This is a genomic window from Undibacterium sp. GrIS 1.2, from assembly GCF_040544435.1.
In the GTDB taxonomy this organism is placed as follows: Bacteria; Pseudomonadota; Gammaproteobacteria; order Burkholderiales; family Burkholderiaceae_D; genus Undibacterium.
On the sequence record NZ_JBEONP010000048.1, the window covers coordinates 15,212 to 37,733 of the forward strand.

The following is a 22,522-nucleotide window of genomic DNA, read 5'->3' on the forward strand; positions in this document are numbered from 1 at the left end:
ATGTCCAGATCCACATTTGAATGGCTCACAAAAAAACAGGTCCAAGAAGCACGCTCCAACGAAATCACATAACTCGTTAAACCGGCTCTGACTGATTCCCGCCTCAGAAATTTTTAAAAAAACTCCAAAGCGGGTAACAAAACCGGTATCGAATTGAAGTTAGAACGAAACACCATTTTCATTACGCCGAATATCGGCTATGACCATCATCTCGCAAAGCTCTTCCAATGTTGTTTTAGGCTCCCAACCCAGTTCCCGTTTGGCTTTTTCCGGATTACCGATCAATAGTTCAACTTCTGCTGGGCGATAGAACTTGGGATTTACTCGTATCAGTGTTTTGCCGGTGGCAATATCAATACCGACTTCATCTTCAGCCGAGCCCTTCCACTCAATATCAAATCCCGCGGCTTTTGCTGCCATTGTAACGAAGTCACGCACTGTTTCAGTTCGGTTTGTAGCCAGCACATAGGTATCTGGCTTATCGGCCTGCAGCATGCGCCACATCCCTTCTACATATTCCTTTGCAAAACCCCAGTCACGCTTGGCATCAATGTTACCCAGCTCAAGAACCTCACTTTTTCCCAGCTTGATTTTAGCCATGCCATCAGTAATCTTACGAGTTACAAATTCAAGACCACGCAAAGGGGATTCATGATTGAATAAAATGCCGCTGGTGCCAAAAATATCATAACTTTCGCGATAATTGATCGTCATCCAGTGCGCGTAAAGTTTGGCAGCGCCATATGGACTACGCGGATAGAACGGCGTGCTTTCGATTTGCGGAATAGCTTGCACTTTGCCAAACATTTCAGAAGTACTGGCCTGATAGAAGCGAATCTTTGGATTGACGATACGAATTGCTTCGAGCAAATGCACCGGACCGAGGCCAGTAATTTTACCGGTGGTTACCGGTTGGTCAAAAGACACACCAACAAAACTCTGCGCTGCCAGATTGTAAACCTCTGTTGCGCCTGTCGTTTCCAGCAAACGAATGCTTGAACCCAGGTCGGTCAGATCGTATTCAACCAAATGCAGATTGGGGTGATTCTGCATCCCGGTTTCTTGAATTCGCCAAAAATTGGACGAACTGGTACGACGGAAAGTACCGTAAACGATATAGCCTTTATTAAGCAGTAATTCGGTAAGGTAGGCGCCGTCCTGTCCAGTGATGCCGGTGATAAGTGCTGTCTTAGTCAAGTTAATTCCCCTGTTAAAAAATTGAAAGTATTGCTTAGTTTCTGCATTGAATTGGCTTAATTTTGATCCCGGCTCTTTCCGATCTTTGCCAGTACTGATCTGGTCATATTTTCTGCACCTTCGTTTGTATGCGACTCCGAATAACACCTCAGCTCTGGTGCATTTCCGGATGGACGCAAATGAATAACATTTTGATTGTTAAAAGTAATCCGCAATCCATCGGTGTAATCGAGATGTTCAGGAATTCCAAACTCATCACCAAGAAACGCACTCAAAAGTGCAGAATCGTTTCCCCAAGCGTGGATCAAACACCTGCTGGTTTCCACCGGAAAATTCTGTAAGCGATCACTGGCTGTATACCGTTCAGGCAACGCCTTGAGAACGCCAGAAATCGGAAACCCTGCCCGGCTTGCAGCAGCCAATACTGCCAGTGCGGGCAATACGGCGTCCCGTGTTGGAAGCGCAGCCAACGCTTCACCATTGCTGGAAATATCCGATCCAAGCAAAAAACCACCGTTAGCTTCAAAGCCGGCAACGGATTTTGATTCGCCGCCCAATTGCTGCATACCTGCAATCACATACGGCGAGCCGATTTTGGTTCGCAGTACCGGTACGAAATAACCGCTTTTTTCGATTGCGGTATTGCAGCTGACAGGGACGGCTACTGCCTGAACACCCAAATACCGTGCACACACGAGGCCGACGATATCGCCTCGCAGCCAATTGCCTTGCTCATCACTGATTAAGGGACGATCACCGTCACCATCGGTAGAAATGATTGCATCAAAGCCATATTCAGCCGACCATGCTCGACCACGTGCGATATCTTCTGGCGAAACAGCCTCGGTATCAATCGGTACAAATACTTCAGTACGGCCCAGGCTAACAACCTGGGCGCCCAACGCTTCCAAGATTCGTCGAAATGAATCTCTGGCCACACTGGAATGCTCGTACAAACCCAACCGTTTTCCATTCAACATCCCCGCAGGAAAAAATTGCGTATAGCGTTGCTCAGAAGCCTTCAGAGCAAGCGCATTCGGGATAGGCAAAGTGTCTGGGACGCCGAAATGGGGCAACTCAATTTCCATCGATTCAATTGCCAATTCATCTGCCTTACTGATTTCTCCATCTGGCCGATAAAATTTGATGCCATTGCGATCAAACGGAATATGGCTGCCGGTCACCATGACAGCCGGGATCTGCTCCAACTGAGCGTGCAACGCCAACGCTGGCGTAGGCAGGGCACCACAAAAATCAACTTGAAAACCTGCTGCGCGGATCGCCTGCGCGCAGGCTGCCGCAATACCAGGACTGCTTGGACGCAAATCCATACCCAACGCAATCCGTTTAAATTGAAATGAACGTGCAATTACCAAAATAAATGCTGAAACATAGGCAGAGCAAACTTCATTTGTCATGTGTTCGACTAATCCGCGCGTGCCACTAGTGCCGAAGCTCACACCGCTTGTTTGCATTATTTTTCGGATATTGACATTTTTTACGGCACTCATCGTCATGTGATTGGTTTTATTTAAATTTTTGCTATAGCTTCTTCATCACAAATAATATCAAAGAGTGATTTATTACCATTTGAAACATGTTGCAACGATCGATTTACATGTTCATCAGAAGTAAGTAATTTTGTGCTTCCGCCGCCCGAATCGATGTAATGTTTGAGGAAAAGTCGCATCACATGTGCAACGCCCTCATCAGTTACCGTTCTTAGATCGTCTTGAAAATATCTACTTTGATTGAATGAGCCCGTAATAATTTCATAGGAAGGGAAATACTCCACATTCGAATGGACTGTCCTCGCGTGTTCAGCAGTAACACGCAAAACAGCCTTGCTATATGTGGTAGCAACCAACGCATGTTGTGGCTCATAAGTTGCGACCAATGGGACTGGGGAAACAGTAAGAATAACTTTGCACTTTGGATTAACAGTTGCAAGCTGTTCCATAAATTTCTCAAGATCCCTGCTTGCCTCTTCTGAAGTAAAATTAATAAACTCATATCTCGATTCATCCACCTCAACACCGACAACACCAGGAGCAACAGGAAAAATCGCCCCGTCATGACGCGAACGCCATCCTTCAGTTAATCCCAGTGTAAAAATAAAAACATCCATTTCTTGCAACATAGACCGCACTGCCGAAAAATGTTGGTTACGTGATTTCTCAGCTGCTTCCACACTGACAAAACCATCCGGCTCTATTTGTGGTCGGAATGGATCAATAAACTTCCCATCCTTCCTTATCCAATATTCATCTTCAGGCTTGTAAAAACCGTAAACACGATCAAACAACTGAACGAGTTGTCTGACGGTATAAATATTTCCATAGCGTGCAGAAAAAACGCCATAATTTTTCAAGTGTGCAGTTTCCGCATCCATATCGCCTGGCGCAGACTCAGTGACAAAGTAGTTAAATCCGTTACTTTTCAACGTGCGGGCAATATGCTGCGCAAAACAGCTCCCAGCGGTAGCTACTTTTTGAGTCTGATCAACTTTGAATTTAGGCTCAGTCACTGGATCTACTTCTTCTATAGGAACATTAACCAGAGACTTTTTCCAAAATTGATGGGCTGGAATATCTGCATAAGGATTCAAGGACCGCTTAGATTGAATATCAATTTCCTTATCTGCCGATAATGGCTTGGAAAAATCTAAGCGTCTGTTGAAATCATCAATCGAGAAGTTAAGGGGCTCCAAACTATCCCGTTCATAGTTGTCATAATTGGCGTATGAATTCTCGACAAAGGTCCGAAGATCAACTACGCCATGTGGTTCTGCGCGTTTGAACGCATAGTCGCCATCCAGTCCAAATCTTGCAGCAATTTGTGGGTACACAGGCCAAACAGGCATAGCCCTCAATGGGTCTTGTATAAATTGACTGCAATTGTAATTTTTAACTGGTATTTTCGCTTTTTTCAATAGAGCAATCGCAACATCTGAAATAACGGCTAACGAGGGGTGATTAAAACTATACATAAAACACCCAAGCTTTTCCCATTTTTGGAACATAAAATTTAACGGCATTCCCGCCTTTAAACCTTCGTCCATAAGCAGTTTTCGTGATTCGTCCCAACCGTCTATATACCCCAGACGAGAAAATACATAGGGATTATAAAAGCCTAAAATCTGATCAACGGGTATGCCGTGTAAATATCCAAAGACCGCTATCGATGAATGATAAATGACCATCAGGCTTTCTACTGTTTCTACATTACCGCCTTTTCGTCTTCCTCGAAGATAAGTCATGTCAGGATGAAACGCTGAAAACGCTATACTCGGAAAATAAAATACCTTATGACTAAATTCAGGTGGTACCGAATCAACAATTGAATTTTGAGCAAATAAAAAATCACACTCTTCCAATATATCGTCAATTTTACGAGTTCCATTTTGCAGATGGGTCACAATACAAAAATCCGCGACGATCTCTGGATTCATCTGTTCAAGGCAATGTGCCAGTCCTTCGCCCTGGCAATTTGAAACAACAGTAATTTTCATATTGATTCTTTCTTAATGACTGCGGTGTCCAAAATTTGACTTATGATTGATTCCAAATCTCGGGGCTTGTTGCCACCTGAACATAAGCGATGCAACTTGTCAGGACTACCAAGCAAACGCCACACTTCTGATTTTCTAAAGAATTTAGGATCGGCGATTACTTCAATCTCGTGCCCGGTCAACTTAATCAAAATATCCAAAAGTTCGCGAACTGAAGTTCCTACACCAGAGCAAAGATTAACGGTTTCCCCTATCGCTTTCGGATTGGTAGCCAAGTCACTGATAATTTCACAGGCGGTTTGCACATCTAAATAATCACGGACGGGAACAAGGTTACCTAATTTTATTGACGGTGCCCGCTCTACGAAATGATTGATTAGTTTTGGCACAATAAAATTATCACTTTGTCCTTCTCCAATAAAATTAAAAGGACGAATAATTGTGTAATCTATATTTTCAGTCTCATTTGCCAACATGCGTTCACAAACAAATTTACTCATACCGTAGTGGCTCACCGGCAAAGGTTGTAAGTCTTCAGTAAGTACTTCGACTGACTGATTTCCATAAACTGCGGCTGAGCTTACAAATACCAGCCTTCTGCGGCCATCCAGTCCTTTGACCGCTGCAATAACATTCTCTGTTCCAACAACGTTGCATTCATAATATTCCAGCGTTTTTCCCAGCGTGACTGACGAGATCGCGGCTAAATGAATGATGATATCGGGATTGGCTTCGGCGATAGCCACTCGAATTTCTTCCGGATTGCGAATGTCACATTGAATATGCTCAGTGTCATTTACATTGAACGTAGTTCCAGTTACTAAATGACCTTCAGCTTTCATCTGTCGCGACAAATGTTGGCCGATAAATCCTGAAATACCTGTTATAAAAACTCGCAACATTATCTATGTCCTTTATTTTTTCAATACTGCAGGAATTTCAGAAACTGCTAGGTTTAAAGAATCATTAATTCGACGCGCTTTATGAGCCGCATATAAAGCCTCAGTGAGCATCTCGGTGGACTCGCGCCATGTTTTTGGCTTCCAGTGTCGTTTGATATACGCTTCCTTCACAGCAATTTCTTTGGGATGCGTTGCATAATAATAAATACGGTTAGCCCATGAGTAGGTATCAAGTGGATTAATGTATTCCACTAAATCTCCTCCGGTTTCTTTAAGAGGATCCACATCAGATGTCAAGCAGAACTTTCCGTAACTAAGGCTCTCAGGCAAGGTCAAACTCCATCCCTCGTAGAAGCTCGGGAGCAGAGTAAATAAGCAATAACGATAAAGCACATCAAGTTCCTCATCTGAGGGGGTCATCAATATTATTTGATCTTTGATTCTTTTATCGGCATCAAAAGTGTCAAGAAAATCCTTAGTTTTCCAGCCTTTATTTCCAACAAATAATAACTGTGGTAAGTCCTCCGAACCTTTGCTCTCAAGTAAGGTTATATAAGCTTTATAAAGCATTTCATGATTTTTTCTAGGCTCTATCGTTCCAACCGTTATGATGAAGCGACCACGAACACCTAGTCCTTGTAAAATTTCAACATCGCGATTTGCTTGGTTCAGAATTGATTCGTCAGTATTTTTAGTCAAATCCGAACCGAATTCAACGAAATCACTTGGTGGACTTTTCCAACCATTCAACTCTTGCATTTTAATTCCATCACGCTGCGCAGTCCGCCCACCATATAACAAATGGTCGAAATTATTGGAAAGGTGCTCTATAAACGGACGGTAACCATCGCATGTAACTTTTAAATGGAATTGTGGGTATAAAAATGGGGTTAAGTCATATACTAAATGCGAAGTTAATATATTTCTCCCTCCTGAAGTTAGCTTCAGTACATCCTTTACTCTGTGCTGCTCTCCATTTTGATCGGAGTCTATCCCCACAAAAAGTACAACTGAGTTATCTGGAAACTTGTCTAAATATGCCGGGTGCCCAACCACCGGCCCATTCGTAGCTCGAAAAGGATTTCGGTATCCCGTTCCTTCGGATTCGTGTTTTTTCCAGAATGACTGAAACATTTTATATGATGCTGTTAAATTTACATCATCAAAAAGCCAAAGCAAGAATTCTGGAAGTACTTCAAAAAAATAACCTTCGTCATATGCAAAATATCGAGTATTTGGAGAAACGCTTTTTAAATACTTTGCATAATTAAGTTCTGTACGAATAATTCCGCTCATTCCATTGGTTAAGTATATAAAGGCCAGAGTTATGTCTAGCCAAATTACAGGCTTCACTTCTAAAACTGGCTGATGCTTCAAAGTTGATTTAACTCTGACCGGCAACCTACTGACTAAACGTAATGCTTCATCTCGAATCGTTATTGCCGTATCTTGCCAACGTATTTTTGGCCAATGCTCATTGATTTTTTGTTCGTAAGTTGCCAATAATTTTTTATCGTTTGAATACTGGACAATTTTTTCTGCCCAGGATTTCACGTCCCATTTTGGAGCATAGTCTATAAGATCACCGCCGATTTCCCGCAGCGGCGGTGTATCGTTGCAAAGACAGAACTTCCCTTGCCCTAGGCTCTCCGGGAGAGTCAAACTCCATCCCTCATATAGGCTGGGAAGTAGCGTGAATTTACAATGTTTATATAAAACCGCAAGTTGTGTATCTGTCGGTGAAAAACGAATCACCTTGCCCTTCAGTCGAGGGTCTCGTTCAATCGTATCTACTAGTTCTTCTGCACGCCACATAGGCTTGCCACAAATAACCAATTGAGGAAGTGTTTCTGGCGACATTTCCAACGCGAGTAAGTACGCCCGATATATGGTGTCATGATTTTTTCTAGGTTCAATCGAGCCGACTGTCATAATGAACGGACCAATAATACCGATGTCGGCTAAAATTTGAGGCTCGAGTTCAGGCTCCACCGATTTCATAATATCGGTACCAAATTTAACCGCAGAGCCCATCGGAGTTGGCCATTCCATTTCGGCCTGAAGCGATTGTGTATCCTGTTTGGCGGTCTCTCCGCCAAAAAGCATGAAGTCGCAGTTATGCGATATCCATTTGATATATTCCTTAAATCGCTCACACCCTGTTTGATCATAAAAGTGGGTCGTTTCCTTTAGTAACAAGATAATGTCATAGACTAAATAACCGACCACTATGTCAGGACATACTTCCTTAACCTTGGAAAAATACTCTTCCTTCCTGCTGTCCATCCAACCGACCGCAATAACGATATCGCCCGGTCTAAATGGAAAATACAAATCGGTCGTGTTAGGTACTTGAACCGTAACCGTTTGTTGAGTCACTTCCTCAGAAGGCTTTAACTCGCCCTCTTTTTTCTGGTACCGACCAAAAAAATTCATGTATGCATCGGCGACATTTTCGGCGTTAAGCAACCATTGCAATTGATCCTTTTGAATCTCCACAAAACCATTTTCGATTTGCATGGAAAATCGTACGCTATCATCGACTTTATACATTCCACATGCAATTTCCAGCTCAGCTCTAATAATCCCTACTACTCCTCCAGTCCACTGCAATGAGGTAGTCAGATCGACCCAAATTGTGCGAAGGTTCTCAGCTATTAATTCTGGATTTTCTATCGAGTGCGCCAACCTCGGTAAGGTTGACGTCCTGACCACCGTAACCGCCGGAACTGGTTGCAGCTGCGCCTTCGGCAGAGGTTCCAGATCAGGAATTTCCTCCGTGATTTGAAAAGTAGTAGCCACTACCTCTTCCTGTTTTTTTACTTGTTTTGGTGCTTGTCTAAAGCCTAAATCTCGCGCAAGTTTCTGGAAGCGAATCCCTGACCTTAGTCCCTTAACATTGACATTCAGCTGAACGGCTTCCGGTGAAGCACTAACCTCAGCGAGAATCTGCATTTTTTGCTCACCGCCGCGAATCCTGTGCAGGTAGTATGCCAATCCAGCCTCATCAGGGTCGCGCCCCAATAACGTGCGATAACAACAATAGATGAATGACTCATCATAAAACGAAAGTAATTCATTCAGAGTACTAGCGGCAGTGACTTCTTCGAAGGATTTATTTAGTGAGTTCATAATATTTTTCTCAATTATTGTTGTGCAGGATATCTTTAAAATCTCGTTCGAGTTCAGGAACTCTCATGTTTTCAGTGCTAGACAACATCAGGGGCTGCAATGCTGCAATCAAGTCCTTACATGATTCATGCCATGTCACCACAACCGGAGGGACGCCAGGTATTTGATCTTTTTCATTCAATTTAATTAGCCACTCTTTCAAAGCATGAGTTAAGTTTTTTTGCTGTAAAGCAGAAAAATAGCTCACGGTATCACCAGCTACTTCTCTGAATATTGGAATGTCGCGAACCAACAAGGGCTTATTGAAACGGGCAGCTTCAATGAGCGGCAATCCAAAACCTTCCGCCCGGGAAGCAACAATCACTCCTTTACAGTTTTGGTAAAGGGTTCGTAGAACATTGTCGTTTGCGTTTTCAATCCAATGGAGCTGATTATTACAGCCAAGGTGACTTTGCAAACGCCGAACCAAAGCATCCACTTTCCAGCCTTGTTTCCCAGCGATTACCAATGTCATATTGTTGCCTGTTTCCCAAAGCGCTTCAAAGGCGTCTAAAGCATCGTCATAACCTTTGCGTGGCTCGATGGTGCCGACCATGAGAATAAATTCACACTGGTCTAATTTTTTCGGCAATTGGGCTTCTGTAGCAATTGAATCGCTATCCAACTCTGAACCTAACATAATTGTGGCACAGGGAATATCGTTGGCAGTCAGATCGTACTTCTGACTAAGCCAACTATGAAAATCAACCTGCACAGTACGCGAGATAGCTATGCCTCTGTCTGCCAAAAGAGCAACTGCACGCAACCAGCGATGAAAATTTTCGGTAGCTCTTGGGTTAAACCATTGTGGGTGCAACACCGGCAAAAGATCGTATATGACTATGCAAATATGTAGACCTTGCTTCTTCCACGCCCACAATTCCGGCAAATGATGTGGAATTATGTGCGCAGACAGATCTAATCCAAGGAAAATATCACCAGCGCGCACTTGAATTGGCGTGCCGGGCGATGTAGTGGGCATATTCAAAAAATTCGCAGGGACGTGGTGATAAAAATTTTTGCGCGAAGCGACAATAGGGCAAATTCGGTATCCATTTGGCGGAGACCGCAATAGTTGCTGGTACAAGTTGCGCACCACTCGCTGAATTCCAGTTTTTGCATCGGACTGAGCAATTGCAGATACATCGACGAGCAATTGACGAATTGAGCTATTTTCACCATCTAAATGTTTTACAGAAAGCTGGAGCCGATTTCTTAGCTTGTAAACTGGCAGGTTGTTAAGTGCAATTTTTTTTAGGCGGTGCATCATGCATTTAACTCTTTGTAAAAGTCGATTGCGTTTTCAACTGTATCAAATACTTTCAGCTCCCCCTGATCCAGCACCGCTGCATGATTGCAATGATCCCTTATTATGTCCATTTGGTGAGCGACGATAATCATGGCTCGGTCAGCACGCTTACCAAAAAGCTCCTGGTTACATTTATGAAGAAAACGATGATCCCCAACCGACATGGCTTCATCGATTAGAAAACAGTCAAATTCTACCGACATGGAAATGGCAAAGGCCAATCGTGCGGACATTCCGGATGAATAGTTTTTAACCGGTTCGCGCAAATAGGCGCCAAGTTCGGTAAATTCAGCAACGAAGTCGATACACTTTTCAAAATCGAGGTTATAAACCCGACAAATCAGTTTAACGTTGTCACGTCCAGTCAGACTCCCTTGAAAAGTCCCACCAAAGGCCAATGGCCAAGAGATGGACATATCCTTAATTATTTTTCCGGAGTGAGGGAATTCAGCACCACTGATCAGACGGATCATGGTTGATTTACCAGCACCGTTTCTACCCAGAATTCCCCACCTCTCACCTTTTTCAACCCGAAAGTTTATATTCTTCAGCACAATGCGCTCATCTTTACCATGATGTATTGGATAACTTTTATAGACGTTTATGAGTTCAAACATGGTTACCTACAACTTAACGCGTCGTATAGCGTGATTGGTGAGTACTAAACCTGCAAAAGTCAAAGTCAAATTAACCGCCATGGTGTAGGGAATCGAGTAATAGGTCTCCATACGATCACCAAAATAACCAGCGTGGAACATCTCAACGCAATTAATTAAAGGTGTAAGCATCAACGCGTCCCTGTACTGCGAGGGTACTAAATATGCCGGCATAAATACTCCGGTAAACGGGAGCATAAGATACAAAATTATGTGTGAGACTCTTTCAATAGTTTCACTTAGCTCAGATAACGCTCCTAAAATCAGGACAAATCCAAACGAAAACCATACAACCATCAGGTAACCAAATGTCATCAACAACACATTATCCGGCAAATGGCAAATTCCCAGAGCCGCGAACGCCAAAAAAAGTATTAAAAAACTAGCAATCGCACCAGCAAACTCCAAAAAAATTCGGGAATACAATAGGTCTATTGGACGAATAGGGTTGTAGTACAGTAAGGAACGATTCGTATCGAGGGCCTTGGCAACTCGTCCTGATGTATTGCGCCATAACAAAAGAGTCGGATAGCTAACGGCCAGGTACTCAGCTATAGTAATGCCGTCACGTGGCGCCTCAATCGCCGAAAAGATAACCATCACGCCCACGATAAACATCGCAGGTTCGGCCACCAGCCAAATTACACCAATACCCTCCCGGCCGTAGCGGGTCATCATCTCGCGCATCACCAGTGCTCGTATGACTCGCAGCTGAATGGTAAGCTGATACCAAAAACTAACTTTAGGCCTATCTATCATGATGCTCTTTAACACCAGAAATCACGATTGAAAGCACGCCCCAAACAATTAAGGCCACAAGTATCGTAGCCAATATGTTCTGAAACCGCTTTGGTTCCTGAGAGGCATCCGGCAAGTTAGGACGACTAATTGCTTGAAGGTAAAGCTCCTGCTTCTGCGCTGTCACCTTAGCCTGTTCCAGCGAGGTTGTCGCCGCTTCCAACAGCTTTTGCGCCAACAATTGTGATACTAGATAGCCTTCATACTTGATATCTTTGTTCGCCAGCGAATTATCCGAACCTGTTACTTTGGCAGATTCTTCACTGATTTGTCGTTCCAATGATTTAATACTGCTTCTCAATACGGGTAACTGTGGGTTCTTTGGCGCATGTACAACCAACTCATCAAGCTGGCCTTGTTGCAACAGCAATTGATCTTGCATCTTGGAAATCATAGTCAACTGCAAAGCAGATTGCTCTACCGGGCTAAATATTTTTTGTGCGTTCCGGTACTTCGCCTTATCCAGCATTGCAGTACGTAACTTTTCTTCTGCGATATCAACCTGTTGTTGCGCGTACATTACCGCTTTGTTACGCGCATCTGTATTTAAATTATTGACGATATCCTGGCTTTTTTGCAGTAAAAAATCATTGATTTTTTTGGCATCGCTAGCGCTGTAGGCGCGTACAGTTAGTTTAGTAATACCGCTACTGGAGTCGATACTATCTAGCACCATGCTTCTATAGTAGCGATGCAGCTCAACATTATTAATAAAGGGGTAGAGCACTCCACCAAACCGATTGACGATATCGATGCTTCGACTGCCGTAAACAGTTTTGAGATCATAAGTCTGATTCAGTGCCGTCATTGCATCCCAGGAGTCGATGTAATCATGAATATTGTTGGCAGCGCTCGTTGAATTATTACCAGCCACATTGCCAAGCAGGCTGCTCAGACCGGAGGCTGCGCTGCTTTGACCTGGGCTATAGACCACAAATTTTGATTCGGAAATGTAGACATCGGAGGTAATCAGACCAAAATAAATGACAGATACCAGAGTCGGAATTAGCACCGTAAATAGAAAAAGTCTGTTTATTCCAAGGATTCGACGTATGAATTTATTTTGCGTAAAACTGTTTAGTGTTAAGACGGTGTTCAATTTGTAGCCCGGTAAAAAGTCAGTTCAGAAAATACTGCAAGGGACATTCAATGATAACCAACGCGAATTCAAGATTTTTTAGTTGTGAAACTCTTTGAATCGATTTAATTATGCTTCCTTAAATAAATAGTCTAAAAATTACTGTTCACATTATCAATATATTTCATTCAGGAACCACCTTCGACTATATAGATAGTAAAATACCATTATTAACGTATTAACTCCAACAAAGTTGTTATTTATCATACTACTCTTGAGGCTTATTTCTGGCGCGCGAATTATACACCAGCCTACTTTCATCTTTAATAACAATTTCACTACATCTTGAAAACTATCGCTACCCACAGTCTCTCGCAGATTTATTGTCCATTGCCAATAAATGAGGGCTAACAATTTATTTTGATAGCAATAATTATCTATAACTCTTAACCCCAAGCTATGCTACTGACAAGTGGTATTCTGGAGCAGTCAGCAGGCTCATTCCATACATTCACAATAGACCTGCCCTATGACCGAAAATGACGACACATCGAATAGTGCAACATTGGGTGAAGAGCACTAACATCGGGGTACTCTGAGCAGTCGCATTAGAAATGGATCTCCTCTATGCAGGCTCAAGTATTTGTGTTTTTTCTTGGCCTGCCTTTGAAAGAAAGGGTTCGCAGCAGCAATGAAGAGTATCTCAATTTGCTATTTTCTTGTAAAAATAGGCTGGTATTCCCGGCGTGGCTTCAGAAAATTTAAGCCTCTAACGACTAAAGCTTGAAATTTTGGGCATATCAACCACCCTGTTTAATTAAATATTGCGGATCAACGACCTTTTAAATGTGCGAAATATCTTGTGAGTAAACTTTTAATCGATGTTACGCGTCTCGTTTCACGCCTAATGGACGGTCGCCTGCCAACCGGTGTGGATCGGGTTGGATTGGCTTATGTGCAGTATTACGGACGTATTTCGCGTGCGGTAATTCGTTGGGCCGGGCGCAGCTGGGTGTTGCCTGAGGAGCAGTCAAAACAGTTATTTGCTTGGCTGATCAAGCATGAATCGTCCAAAGGTGCTGCGAAGATTATCGCCACGGGTATCGCTAGGGGCTGGTATCGGCAACGCACAGCAGGCCAGATTTTATTTAACACTGGGCATAGTGGCTTAGAAAATATACGCTATCCAACTATGTTGAAGCAGATGGGGGTCAGGCCAGTGTTTGTGGTGCATGATCTGATTCCGATCACGCACCCTGAATATAGCCGGCCCGGTGAAGCAGAAAAACATATCCAGCGTATTGATCAAATGTTGTCGCTGGCATCGGGCGTAGTTGCCAACTCGCTGGCCACGCTAGATGATCTGTCTACATACGCGAAAAAGTCGGCAAAGCCCTTGCCTCCGTCCACAATAGGTTTGTTGGCTCCTGGTATGCAGCCTCTAGTGCCCGGTGCACGGCCGATTGCAGCGCCATATTTTGTGATGCTTTCCACCATTGAGCCGCGCAAAAATCATGTGATGATATTGCAGATTTGGCGCCGTCTGATTGAAACATATGGTGACCAGGCCCCCCGCCTGATAGTCATTGGTCAGCGTGGGTGGGAATGCGAAAATGTGATCGATCTGCTGGAGCGCTGCATCCAGCTCAAAGGGTATGTGACTGAACTGAGCCGTTGTTCAGACCAAGAATTGGTTACCTATTTGCATCATTCCCAGGCCCTGCTGTTCCCCTCCTTTGTCGAAGGATATGGTATGCCACTGGTGGAAGCACTAGCACTGGGCACCCCCGTTATTGCCAGCGATCTGTCAGTGTTCCGGGAAATTGCCGATGATATCCCAGAGTACGTCGATCCGCTTGATGGTATCCGATGGGCCGAACTGGTGATAGATTATGCGCGGCCGGAAGGTAAAAACCGGGCGGCTCAGCTAGTACGTATGCAAAATTTTAAGGTGCCTGATTGGAGCGAGCATTTTTCGATGGTGGATGCGCTGCTTGAACGGCTAGACCAATAACAATTTTTAATTTATTCAACGACATATGATCCCAATTAAAATGTCCAAAGTGTTATATGTCTACCGGTTCCCGTATTGGAAATGGCCGGTCGTGAAGCAATGTTTTCCGGGTCATGAGGTGCATTTTATTGAGAAAGTAGATGTCGTGCGGCCCTGCACCACTCTGATTTTGTGGGGCATGTGTGCCGTGCCCGAAGGTATTGATGAGCAGGTGTCTGTGCTGCGAATGGAAGACGGTTTTTTGCGTTCGGTTGGTTTGGGTGCGGATTTAATTCGGCCGGTGTCGTGGATTGCGGATGCAGTAGGCATTTATTACGATGCGACGCGCGTATCCGGACTCGAAACGCTGCTGGCTTCCTGCGAATTTGATGGTGTATTGACTGCCCGAGCCACTGCTTTACGCGCTCGTATCGTGGCTTCGAGTTTGACCAAATATAATGTGGGCACAGACCAATGGCAGCGCCCGGCCAATGCAAAACGGGTGATTTTAGTTCCTGGCCAAGTAGAAAGTGATGCCTCGCTGACCTATGGGGCACCGGGTGTGCGTACTAATATCGGCCTGCTGAAGGCAGTACGCGCTGCCAATCCGGATGCGTATCTGCTCTACAAACCACATCCTGATGTGCTGGCTCGACTACGTGCCGAGGGACAACTTGAGCGGGATGCAATTGAGTGGTGTGACCAAGTGCTTACCAATGCGGCGATGGGTGATTTGCTATTGCAGGTAGATGAAGTCCATTTGTTGACCTCCCTTACAGGTTTTGAAGCTCTACTACGCGGCAAACAAGTCACCTGTTACGGACAGCCTTTTTACTCGGGCTGGGGCTTGACCACCGACATGGCTCCGCTCGAAAGACGCAGTCGCAAACTAACGCTAGACGAACTAGTAGCCGGCGTGCTGATCAAGTATCCGCTGTACTTAAGCCGGGACGGAAAAAAATTGATTGCGCCTGAGCAGTCGTTGGATGAATTGTCCAGCTGGCATGCCAAATCAGGCGGAACCACACCGCTGTGGCGCAAGTTTATCAGGGTATTTTTGCGTCGTATTATCGGTGTGCGTTAGATTTGTTTAAAAATGTTTTTGTTTTGAATTTCAGGTGTGTGATTAAGTATTGGGTAGTAGAAGCCCACAAAAAAATTGATGAAAGCGGATGGGGCACGCAGCGCGAATTGAATGGGTGACATGTAAGCGCCCAGATCTTTTTTGATTGAGTACGTGGTCAAGCCCATCTCAATCCGCTTTAAACCAAGATTGATAGCGGTTTCAACCACTTTGTGCGCAACATAGATATATAAGCTGTCATTAACAGCCTCGGTCCGGCCAAAATAAAGCCAGCGCAGCGTATCTCGATCCATTAGCAACAAGGCATGTCCAATCAGTTCGTCATTACGATAAAACAGAATTACTTTAGAGCGTTCGCCTAGCTTTGAAGAAAATCCTCGGTAAAATTCTGGCGTGAGTATTTCTCGCTGATATTCACTGGCGCTGTTGTGCACAACCAGCCATTGGTTACAGAGTGTGTCGGCCAGGTGATCAAATTCGTCATGCAGTTCGTGACGAATGCCCTGTTGCTGATTGATCTTCAGATGTTTTTGTAATTTACTGCGGTAGTAGCTCTTAAGTGAGGATAGGTATTTTTCCGGAGTAGACCAAGAAACTGTCATGTAAGTTGTGGCAAGACTATCTACTAGGTGGTATCCCCGCTGCTTGAACAACGCGCCAGTTGCTGCGGATTCTGGCTCGAAGTCTCTGACTACAATCAAAAAATGCCCCTGTTTTTTGGCCAGTCCATTCAGCATAGTATCGAGCGATGTAACTATTTCTTGCTCGGAAATGGCTACACTCGCCACAAAAGGCTTGTTCAGACTAATGGGCGTACCACATTCGAGCATTTTAAATTTCAGGAAGTTAGGGAACAAACGACGGATTTTTAATAGAAAATTTCGAAGTGCGGGTGGTGCAAATATGGCGATGTCGGTAGTGATGGTATAAAAACTTGCGATGGCCATCGGGTTATCAATCTCATCGTAAAAGATGGCATATTGATAGGAAAAATCATTCAGTTTGGCCTGTTCGATTACATCCCAGAACTCGTATGCATAACAACACGAATATCCGGATTGAATACGGTCCCATTGTTCTTTTGGTACATCGCTGATTTTTTCGAATATTTTTATTTTCATTTTTAATGACAGTGACTATTGAATGTAATTTCGTTGCGATGCATTTTACATGGTTAGATCATTGGTTTAGTTGGTTCAGTACTATGACTTTATGTCGCAGTGTTTTATTAAAAGGGAAATAGATGGCAGATGCAAAAAAATTATCTGCACTGATTACAGGTGCGAGCGGATTTGTAGGCTATCGACTCGCTGAGCGGCTACTTGAGGAAGGCTGGAAAATTCGTCTACTGGTGCGTGATGCGAAAAAACTTGCTTCACCTTTAAATACCCGCTGCGAAGTAATCATAGGAGACCTGAATGACGTCGCCGCAGTTTCGCGCGCTGTACGAGATGTGAATGTGATTTTTCATTGTGCAGCGAATGTCAACACCTGGGATAACTCAGACGCCTATTACGCGGCAAATGTGCTTGGTGTGACCACTTTAATGACCGCCATTACGAAAGAAAATAAAACGTTGGCACGGTTAGTCCACGTGTCGACGATGGACGTGTACGGATTCCCGGCGGTTGCATGCAATGAAATGAGCACCCCCAATGGCGCAGGCTTTGGTTATGGGGAAAGCAAACTGATGGGAGAAAGTGTGGTCCGGGAACTGGGTAGTCAGGCTGGCATTTCTTACACGATTATCCGGCCTGGAAATATCATTGGCCCCCGCAGTCAGTTCATTACTCGTATCGGCGCTGAACTCAAGTTTGGCATCATGTTGACAGTCGACAAAGGGCAAGTACATGCGGGACTGGTGTATATCGATAATCTAATAGATTGCCTGATTTGGGCAAGTAGCGCACACGAAGCACATCGAGAGTGTTACAACGTGCGGGACAACTATGACGTTAGCTGGCGGACATTTATTGATAAATTTCGCTCTGACATCAATGGAAAGGGGTTTGTATTCAATCTGTCTTTTTCCGCTGCAGAAAAGCTGGCTCGTGGCCTGGAAACCTTCCACAAGCTGCTGCTACCCAGACATGAGCCAATGTTACACCGTTTGCTGGTGCGATTCTTTGGCAGGACCTGTGGTCACAGCGCCGATAGAATTCACTTTTTTTGTCCTACCAAGGTCGGATTTGAAGAAGCAATGCAGGATTCGATACAGTGGTTTTTAAAACAGAGTAAAAAATATTGATGTCAATCTGGATGAATTATGTCTGAACTGCACTTTGTATTTCTACAGGGACTTCCCTCACCATTTTTCAGCAAAATCGGAAAAAAATTAACAGAGCGTGGCGGCAAAGTAACCGGACTCAATCTTTGTATTGGCGATCAGTTGTTCTGGCGCGGCGCGAATACCGTAAATTTTCGTGGATCGCTTGCTGACTGGCCTGCTTTTATCGCCGATTTTTTTGATCAGCATAAAGTCACAGATGTTGTACTGGTCGGTGAACAACGCAGTTATCACAAACATGCCATTGAATTGGCGAAAGCACGCAATATTCGGGTAACGGTGACAGATTTTGGTTATCTCAGACCCGACTGGATCGTCTTTGAGCGCAATGGCATGGGTGGCGACTCTCTTTTCCCCAAAGATCCAGAATCTATTATGGCACTCGCTGCCAATGCACCCAAGCCTAACTTAACGCAGCAATATAGAGATCATTTCTGGAAAATGGCATGGGGAGATATTTTGTATCATCTGGCCAATTTCTTTTATTTCTGGCTGTTTCCGTTTTATCGTCGCCCTTACAGGCGCAACCATCCACTAGCACATTATTTTTCTATCGGTCGTCGGATACTGCTTGCTGGGATCGGACATCGATATGCTTTAGCCAGACTTGCAGAATTGAAAGCACAACACGCGCGTTATTTTTTGTTGCCGCTACAACTTGAAAATGATTTTCAAATCGTCAGTTACTCGCCGTTTGATAGTCTGGAGGAGGCAATTTGGCTAACACTGGAGTCTTTTGCAAGATGTGCTGACGCAAATGACAGACTACTCATCAAAGTGCATCCGCTCGATCCTGGTTTGAAGAACTGGAAAAGCCTGATTTACAAGAGAGCGGACCAGTTAGGTATTGTGGATAGGCTCGATTATTTTGATGGCGGTGATCTAGACGAAATTCTGCGTTGTTCAGTTGGTGTTGTTACCGTCAACAGCACCGTCGGTATTCGTGCGCTGCAACTCGGTTGTCCGGTTATGACCTTGGGCTCGGCAATCTATGATGTGGCCGGACTAAGTTTTCAGGAATCGCTAGACCGTTTCTGGACCGAGGCAGAACCTCCCGCTCCCGCCATGGTAGACGCCTTTATCAACGCCGTATGCAATACGCTGCAAATTCGTGGTGTTTTCTACGGTGAACCTGGTCTAAGCGCTGCGGCGGATGAAGCAGCGGATCGGCTTTGGAATCGGAATGTTGGCTTGCTGGCAAACTGAACTAATTTAGAGATTTCAATTTTGGGATTTTATGGCGCGTATTCTGATTGTTGGTAAGGGTGGCTACGGCGACATGTTTCCTATGTTTGCCATCGCGCAAGCACTAAAAGATAAAGGGCATTTTGTCAGTGTCGCGGGGGAAGGACATCATGCCGATGCGCTGAGCCTATTAAACATATCGCTGATTAAACTTGATGAACGACCTGCTGAAAATGAGCAACTCGAAAACCATTCAGTACTTTCTAAATTGCGTAGCACAGCTGAAATACTTCAGACGCTGTCGCCCAGAAATCTGGAGCAAGAATATGAAATCCTATCTTCAATTGCAAATGATTATGACCTGATAGTGGGTAATCAGCTCGCTTATACGGGATCCATGGTCAGCAAAAAAACGGGCAAGCCCTGGGTTTTCTGTGCACCCTCACCTTTGGCATTCCCTTCTCAGTATGATCCTCCTCTATTTCCTTATATCCATCGGTTACAGAGTCTGACGATGGCTTATCCCGCTACCCAGCGTCCATATATTACTTTGGCCCGTAGCGTCAGCAGACTTATGATGAATTCCGTCATCAGACAGCAACGCAGGTTGGGTATTAAAAATGCTGGGCATCCTCGCTTTGAAGGGCTGTACTCAGAGCATCTCAATTTGTTAATGACTTCCCCCTCACTCATTAAGCCCCAACCGGATTGGCCTACCAATACTGTTTTATCAGGATTTAGCTGGTTCGAGCCGGAATTTATGCGAGGTGCAGAAAAGATGAAGTCGCTGGCAGAATTTATTGATGGCGGCCCGGCTCCGATAGTTTTTGCACCCGGCGGCAGTATGCGCACCCATCCCGGAAAATTTTTTACCGAAAGTATAGAGACCTGCAAACGGATGGGGATCCGGGGTATTTTGTTGGCAGCACAGCGTTTTCATGCTGAATTACCGAAATCATCGGACATTTTGATCACTGGTTATGTACCTTACTCGGTACTATTGAAATCTGCCAGTGCCATCGTACATTCAGGCGGGATAGGCGCGATAGGTTGGAGTTTGCGATTTGGTATTCCATCGCTACTCGTACCATCAACATGGGACCAGTTTGACAATGCGCACAGAGCATGTAATCAGAATCTGGCCATGGTGATGGCAGAGCGAAATTATAAGGCTGCAGCAGTGGCAGCAAATTTGGACAAGTTATTCAAAAACCAGTCACAGCATCAATTATTGAAAAACTACATGCAGCGTATCTCCGACGAAGACGGAGCGAGTGTGGCCTGCACGCAAATCGAGTCCTTTCTAAAAAACGTTGGGTAAATACTTACTGAGCAGTTTTCCCACTGGCGCTCGTTACAATCCGATAGCATATATGCAACTTGACCAGGTATCGTCATGTTATTCTTACTGATATTAGCTAAATAACATTGAATTTTTAAAATAGTTTTACCGATAATTGCTCGATCGCTTTTGATTATTCCCAGTGAATACCATGTCTTCTAATACAATCAATCTCACCCAATCCTTTGAACAATTATTTAGCGTTACCCAATCAAATCGGGAATCCATCAAAGGGCATGCAGCAAAAGTCATCTGGCTCACCGGACTATCCGGAGCTGGAAAATCGACGATCGCGAACGCCCTGGAACTAAAGCTCCAGGAACAAAATAAACATACCTACATCCTGGACGCCGATAACGTTCGCAAACATCTGAATAAGGATTTGGGCTTTTCACCCGAAAGCCGTACCGAAAATATCCGACACATCGGAGAAGTCGCGTTAATGATGAAAGAGGCCGGTCTGATTGTGATTGTTACCTGCATTTCGCCGTTTAATAAAGACCGGGAAGCTGCGCGCGCATTGATCGGCGATGCCGAATTCATTGAGGTATATATCAGCACACCGCTGGATGTATGTGAACACCGAGACCCAAAAGGACTGTACAAGAAATCGAGATGGCCTGCTTCCCAATATGACCGGCATTGATAGTCCCTATGAAATTCCCCGACATCCAGAGTTAACGCTGGATACCAGCGTGTATTCGATACAGGACGGCGTGGAACAAATTCTTGTCTTACCGAGTTGATTTATTATAGTCAATGACTTTCATCCAAGGATTTGCTCAATAACGGTCGGTTTTAGGTTCCGTTTGTCCATTCACGTAAACTAAGTGGATAAAGCGAAGTTGCGCGTTTTTTTCCTCGTTCTCCCGAACCGTTTCTGGAGCTATCGGTCTGCATTTCACCTGCCATGCGCACACTTTTGCCATTAAATGCTGGCTACGCAATGGCACGCGTGGCGTTCTTGGCCAAGATGTGGTAATGCCCCTTGTTACATCCCAACAGACGTTTGACCGTAAGCGATCCATAAACTACAGTACTGCCAGTCCAGTTATTTTTATTTTTTTGTTTTTTTCATGGGTGGCATCGGCATATTCGCGATGCAATTGACGGCAGTTATCGCCGCAAGCATAACGTATCGTTCATTGTCTTCTGCAAGTCCACACTGATCAAGCCAGGGTAGGAGTTCGCTCATGACAAATACGAACAGCATTTTTTCTGGATGATCATCAATGTACTGGTGCAAACTTTGTCTGCGCAGGTCGCTACTCAGTCTTTCAGTGAATTTGACGTTGGCGACAAGAAGTCCCAGTTGCCGCTCCCATTGATTTTCGTCAATCAGAGACCATGTCAATCCAGACTCTTTCATGCTTTGGAAACAAATGAAGATCAGTTCCATCAAGAATTCCATTTTGTCAAATGGAATTCCTATCTTATGTTGCACGAGGCAGGCAATGAGCAGTGTTGGCTGACTGCGGAACATGTTATCCAGAAGCTGTTCTTTTTGTACCAGTGTCATGGCACGCACTTGTTGAATTGACCGTGCCAGTACCGGTGTAGTGATGCGGCTCATCCTGCCTTTACCTTGAGTTCGGGCATGGTCCATGGCAGCAGCGCTTCGATGTGCTCCGGCGTCTGGGCGACTGGCAAGTCGCGCAGTACACGGCGCAGCCAGCTGTAGGGTTCAACTCCGTTAGCTTTGGCCGTTTGCACTACTGAATAGATTGTTGCACTGGCATGCGCTCCGCCCCGCGTATCGCTGAATAACTATCCCTTACGGCCAACCACAAAGGGACGTATGGCGTTTTCGCATTTGTTATTATCGATGGGTAAGTCGCCTCGCTCCGTGTAACGGGTTAGCCTGCTCCAGCACTTTTTCATATAACCCAGGGCTTTGCCGAGTGCGCTGGATGGCGCCACGCCGGGAAGCGTCTTCGTCATCCATTCATGCAGCGCATTCAATGCGGGAATGCTTTGTTGCTGGCGCATCAGCAAACGCTGTGCATACC

Annotated in this window: 18 protein-coding genes and 1 pseudogene; 6 read left to right on the top strand and 13 right to left on the bottom strand. The window is 44.7% G+C overall.

Annotated elements, in window-relative coordinates; translation table 11 throughout:
• Window positions 1–159: 159 nt before the first annotated feature.
• Genes gmd through AAKU61_RS17650 form a run of 9 tightly spaced genes read right to left on the bottom strand, consistent with a single transcriptional unit; the run spans window position 160 to window position 12,643 of the window.
• Window positions 160–1,197, bottom strand: a complete 1,038-nt coding sequence (gene gmd / locus AAKU61_RS17610; protein WP_354334376.1) for a GDP-mannose 4,6-dehydratase — start codon at window positions 1,195–1,197, stop codon at window positions 160–162.
• Between the two features lie 56 nt (window positions 1,198–1,253).
• On the bottom strand, window positions 1,254–2,714 hold the full coding sequence (locus tag AAKU61_RS17615; protein ID WP_354334377.1) for a phosphomannomutase: 1,461 nt from the start codon (window positions 2,712–2,714) through the stop codon (window positions 1,254–1,256).
• A gap of 14 nt (window positions 2,715–2,728) precedes the next feature.
• Window positions 2,729–4,708: a GSCFA domain-containing protein gene (locus AAKU61_RS17620; RefSeq protein ID WP_354334379.1), complete on the bottom strand. Its 1,980-nt coding sequence runs from the start codon at window positions 4,706–4,708 to the stop codon at window positions 2,729–2,731.
• A complete protein-coding gene (locus tag AAKU61_RS17625) occupies window positions 4,705–5,610 on the bottom strand; it encodes an NAD-dependent epimerase/dehydratase family protein (protein WP_354334381.1) in 906 nt (301 codons plus the stop codon). Before AAKU61_RS17625 ends, AAKU61_RS17620 begins: the two co-directional genes overlap by 4 nt.
• A gap of 12 nt (window positions 5,611–5,622) precedes the next feature.
• Window positions 5,623–8,742, bottom strand: coding sequence for a glycosyltransferase (locus AAKU61_RS17630; protein ID WP_354334383.1), 3,120 nt, complete (start codon window positions 8,740–8,742; stop codon window positions 5,623–5,625).
• 10 nt (window positions 8,743–8,752) lie between these two features.
• Window positions 8,753–10,051 carry a glycosyltransferase family 4 protein gene (locus AAKU61_RS17635; RefSeq protein WP_354334384.1) on the bottom strand — a complete coding sequence of 433 codons (1,299 nt, stop codon included), beginning with the start codon at window positions 10,049–10,051 and terminating at the stop codon, window positions 8,753–8,755.
• A complete protein-coding gene (locus AAKU61_RS17640) occupies window positions 10,048–10,707 on the bottom strand; it encodes an ABC transporter ATP-binding protein (RefSeq protein ID WP_354334386.1) in 660 nt (219 codons plus the stop codon). The genes AAKU61_RS17635 and AAKU61_RS17640 overlap by 4 nt, the downstream gene beginning before the upstream one ends.
• Window positions 10,708–10,713: 6 nt before the next feature.
• Window positions 10,714–11,505: an ABC transporter permease gene (locus AAKU61_RS17645; RefSeq protein WP_354334388.1), complete on the bottom strand. Its 792-nt coding sequence runs from the start codon at window positions 11,503–11,505 to the stop codon at window positions 10,714–10,716.
• Entirely contained in the window at window positions 11,495–12,643 is a 1,149-nt protein-coding gene (locus AAKU61_RS17650; protein ID WP_354334390.1) for a KpsE/RkpR family capsule polysaccharide export protein, read from the bottom strand. The genes AAKU61_RS17645 and AAKU61_RS17650 overlap by 11 nt, the downstream gene beginning before the upstream one ends.
• 841 nt (window positions 12,644–13,484) lie before the next feature.
• Here AAKU61_RS17650 and AAKU61_RS17655 point away from each other — a divergent pair.
• Window positions 13,485–14,636 (top strand): glycosyltransferase family 4 protein, encoded by a 1,152-nt coding sequence (locus AAKU61_RS17655; protein WP_354334392.1) that lies wholly within the window; start codon window positions 13,485–13,487, stop codon window positions 14,634–14,636.
• A gap of 40 nt (window positions 14,637–14,676) precedes the next feature.
• Complete coding sequence (locus AAKU61_RS17660; protein WP_354334394.1) at window positions 14,677–15,699, top strand: capsular polysaccharide export protein, LipB/KpsS family; 1,023 nt, start codon at window positions 14,677–14,679, stop codon at window positions 15,697–15,699.
• On the opposite strand, the gene AAKU61_RS17665 is transcribed toward AAKU61_RS17660, so the two are convergent.
• Window positions 15,696–16,820 carry a GNAT family N-acetyltransferase gene (locus AAKU61_RS17665; protein ID WP_354334396.1) on the bottom strand — a complete coding sequence of 375 codons (1,125 nt, stop codon included), beginning with the start codon at window positions 16,818–16,820 and terminating at the stop codon, window positions 15,696–15,698. The genes AAKU61_RS17660 and AAKU61_RS17665 overlap by 4 nt on opposite strands.
• Before the next feature lie 122 nt (window positions 16,821–16,942).
• On the opposite strand from AAKU61_RS17665, the gene AAKU61_RS17670 reads away from it, so the two are divergent.
• The 4 genes and pseudogenes from AAKU61_RS17670 to cysC all read left to right on the top strand — a co-directional run bounded on the left by AAKU61_RS17670 (window position 16,943) and on the right by cysC (window position 21,259).
• Window positions 16,943–17,947 carry an NAD-dependent epimerase/dehydratase family protein gene (locus AAKU61_RS17670; RefSeq protein WP_354334398.1) on the top strand — a complete coding sequence of 335 codons (1,005 nt, stop codon included), beginning with the start codon at window positions 16,943–16,945 and terminating at the stop codon, window positions 17,945–17,947.
• Window positions 17,948–17,965: 18 nt separating this feature from the next.
• Window positions 17,966–19,192, top strand: a complete 1,227-nt coding sequence (locus tag AAKU61_RS17675; RefSeq protein ID WP_354334399.1) for a capsule polysaccharide biogenesis protein — start codon at window positions 17,966–17,968, stop codon at window positions 19,190–19,192.
• Window positions 19,193–19,274: 82 nt separating this feature from the next.
• Window positions 19,275–20,492 (top strand): glycosyltransferase, encoded by a 1,218-nt coding sequence (locus AAKU61_RS17680; protein ID WP_354334401.1) that lies wholly within the window; start codon window positions 19,275–19,277, stop codon window positions 20,490–20,492.
• A gap of 172 nt (window positions 20,493–20,664) precedes the next feature.
• Window positions 20,665–21,259 (top strand): annotated as a pseudogene (gene cysC / locus AAKU61_RS17685) (adenylyl-sulfate kinase).
• A gap of 311 nt (window positions 21,260–21,570) precedes the next feature.
• On the opposite strand, the gene AAKU61_RS17690 reads toward cysC, so the two are convergent.
• The 3 genes from AAKU61_RS17690 to AAKU61_RS22670 form a co-directional block, all read right to left on the bottom strand.
• Window positions 21,571–22,086, bottom strand: a complete 516-nt coding sequence (locus AAKU61_RS17690; protein WP_354334403.1) for a hypothetical protein — start codon at window positions 22,084–22,086, stop codon at window positions 21,571–21,573.
• Complete coding sequence (locus AAKU61_RS22665; RefSeq protein ID WP_503012630.1) at window positions 22,083–22,226, bottom strand: transposase domain-containing protein; 144 nt, start codon at window positions 22,224–22,226, stop codon at window positions 22,083–22,085. Before AAKU61_RS22665 ends, AAKU61_RS17690 begins: the two co-directional genes overlap by 4 nt.
• Before the next feature lie 54 nt (window positions 22,227–22,280).
• Window positions 22,281–22,522: IS66 family transposase (locus AAKU61_RS22670; RefSeq protein ID WP_503012631.1), on the bottom strand; the 242-nt coding region annotated here is incomplete at its 5' end.

What these genes read in the sequence shown, in the direction of transcription:
- AAKU61_RS17660 (WP_354334394.1), top strand. Translation starts at nt 14,677, where the DNA reads ATGTCCAAAGTGTTATATGTCTACCGGTTCCCGTATTGGAAATGGCCG.
- AAKU61_RS17615 (WP_354334377.1), bottom strand. Translation starts at nt 2,714, where the DNA reads ATGACGATGAGTGCCGTAAAAAATGTCAATATCCGAAAAATAATGCAA.
- AAKU61_RS17620 (WP_354334379.1), bottom strand. Translation starts at nt 4,708, where the DNA reads ATGAAAATTACTGTTGTTTCAAATTGCCAGGGCGAAGGACTGGCACAT.
- AAKU61_RS17680 (WP_354334401.1), top strand. Translation starts at nt 19,275, where the DNA reads ATGTTTGCCATCGCGCAAGCACTAAAAGATAAAGGGCATTTTGTCAGT.
- AAKU61_RS17665 (WP_354334396.1), bottom strand. Translation starts at nt 16,820, where the DNA reads ATGAAAATAAAAATATTCGAAAAAATCAGCGATGTACCAAAAGAACAA.
- AAKU61_RS17645 (WP_354334388.1), bottom strand. Translation starts at nt 11,505, where the DNA reads ATGATAGATAGGCCTAAAGTTAGTTTTTGGTATCAGCTTACCATTCAG.
- AAKU61_RS17670 (WP_354334398.1), top strand. Translation starts at nt 16,943, where the DNA reads ATGGCAGATGCAAAAAAATTATCTGCACTGATTACAGGTGCGAGCGGA.
- AAKU61_RS17675 (WP_354334399.1), top strand. Translation starts at nt 17,966, where the DNA reads ATGTCTGAACTGCACTTTGTATTTCTACAGGGACTTCCCTCACCATTT.
- AAKU61_RS17625 (WP_354334381.1), bottom strand. Translation starts at nt 5,610, where the DNA reads ATGTTGCGAGTTTTTATAACAGGTATTTCAGGATTTATCGGCCAACAT.
- AAKU61_RS17630 (WP_354334383.1), bottom strand. Translation starts at nt 8,742, where the DNA reads ATGAACTCACTAAATAAATCCTTCGAAGAAGTCACTGCCGCTAGTACT.
- AAKU61_RS17690 (WP_354334403.1), bottom strand. Translation starts at nt 22,086, where the DNA reads ATGAGCCGCATCACTACACCGGTACTGGCACGGTCAATTCAACAAGTG.
- AAKU61_RS17635 (WP_354334384.1), bottom strand. Translation starts at nt 10,051, where the DNA reads ATGATGCACCGCCTAAAAAAAATTGCACTTAACAACCTGCCAGTTTAC.
- AAKU61_RS17640 (WP_354334386.1), bottom strand. Translation starts at nt 10,707, where the DNA reads ATGTTTGAACTCATAAACGTCTATAAAAGTTATCCAATACATCATGGT.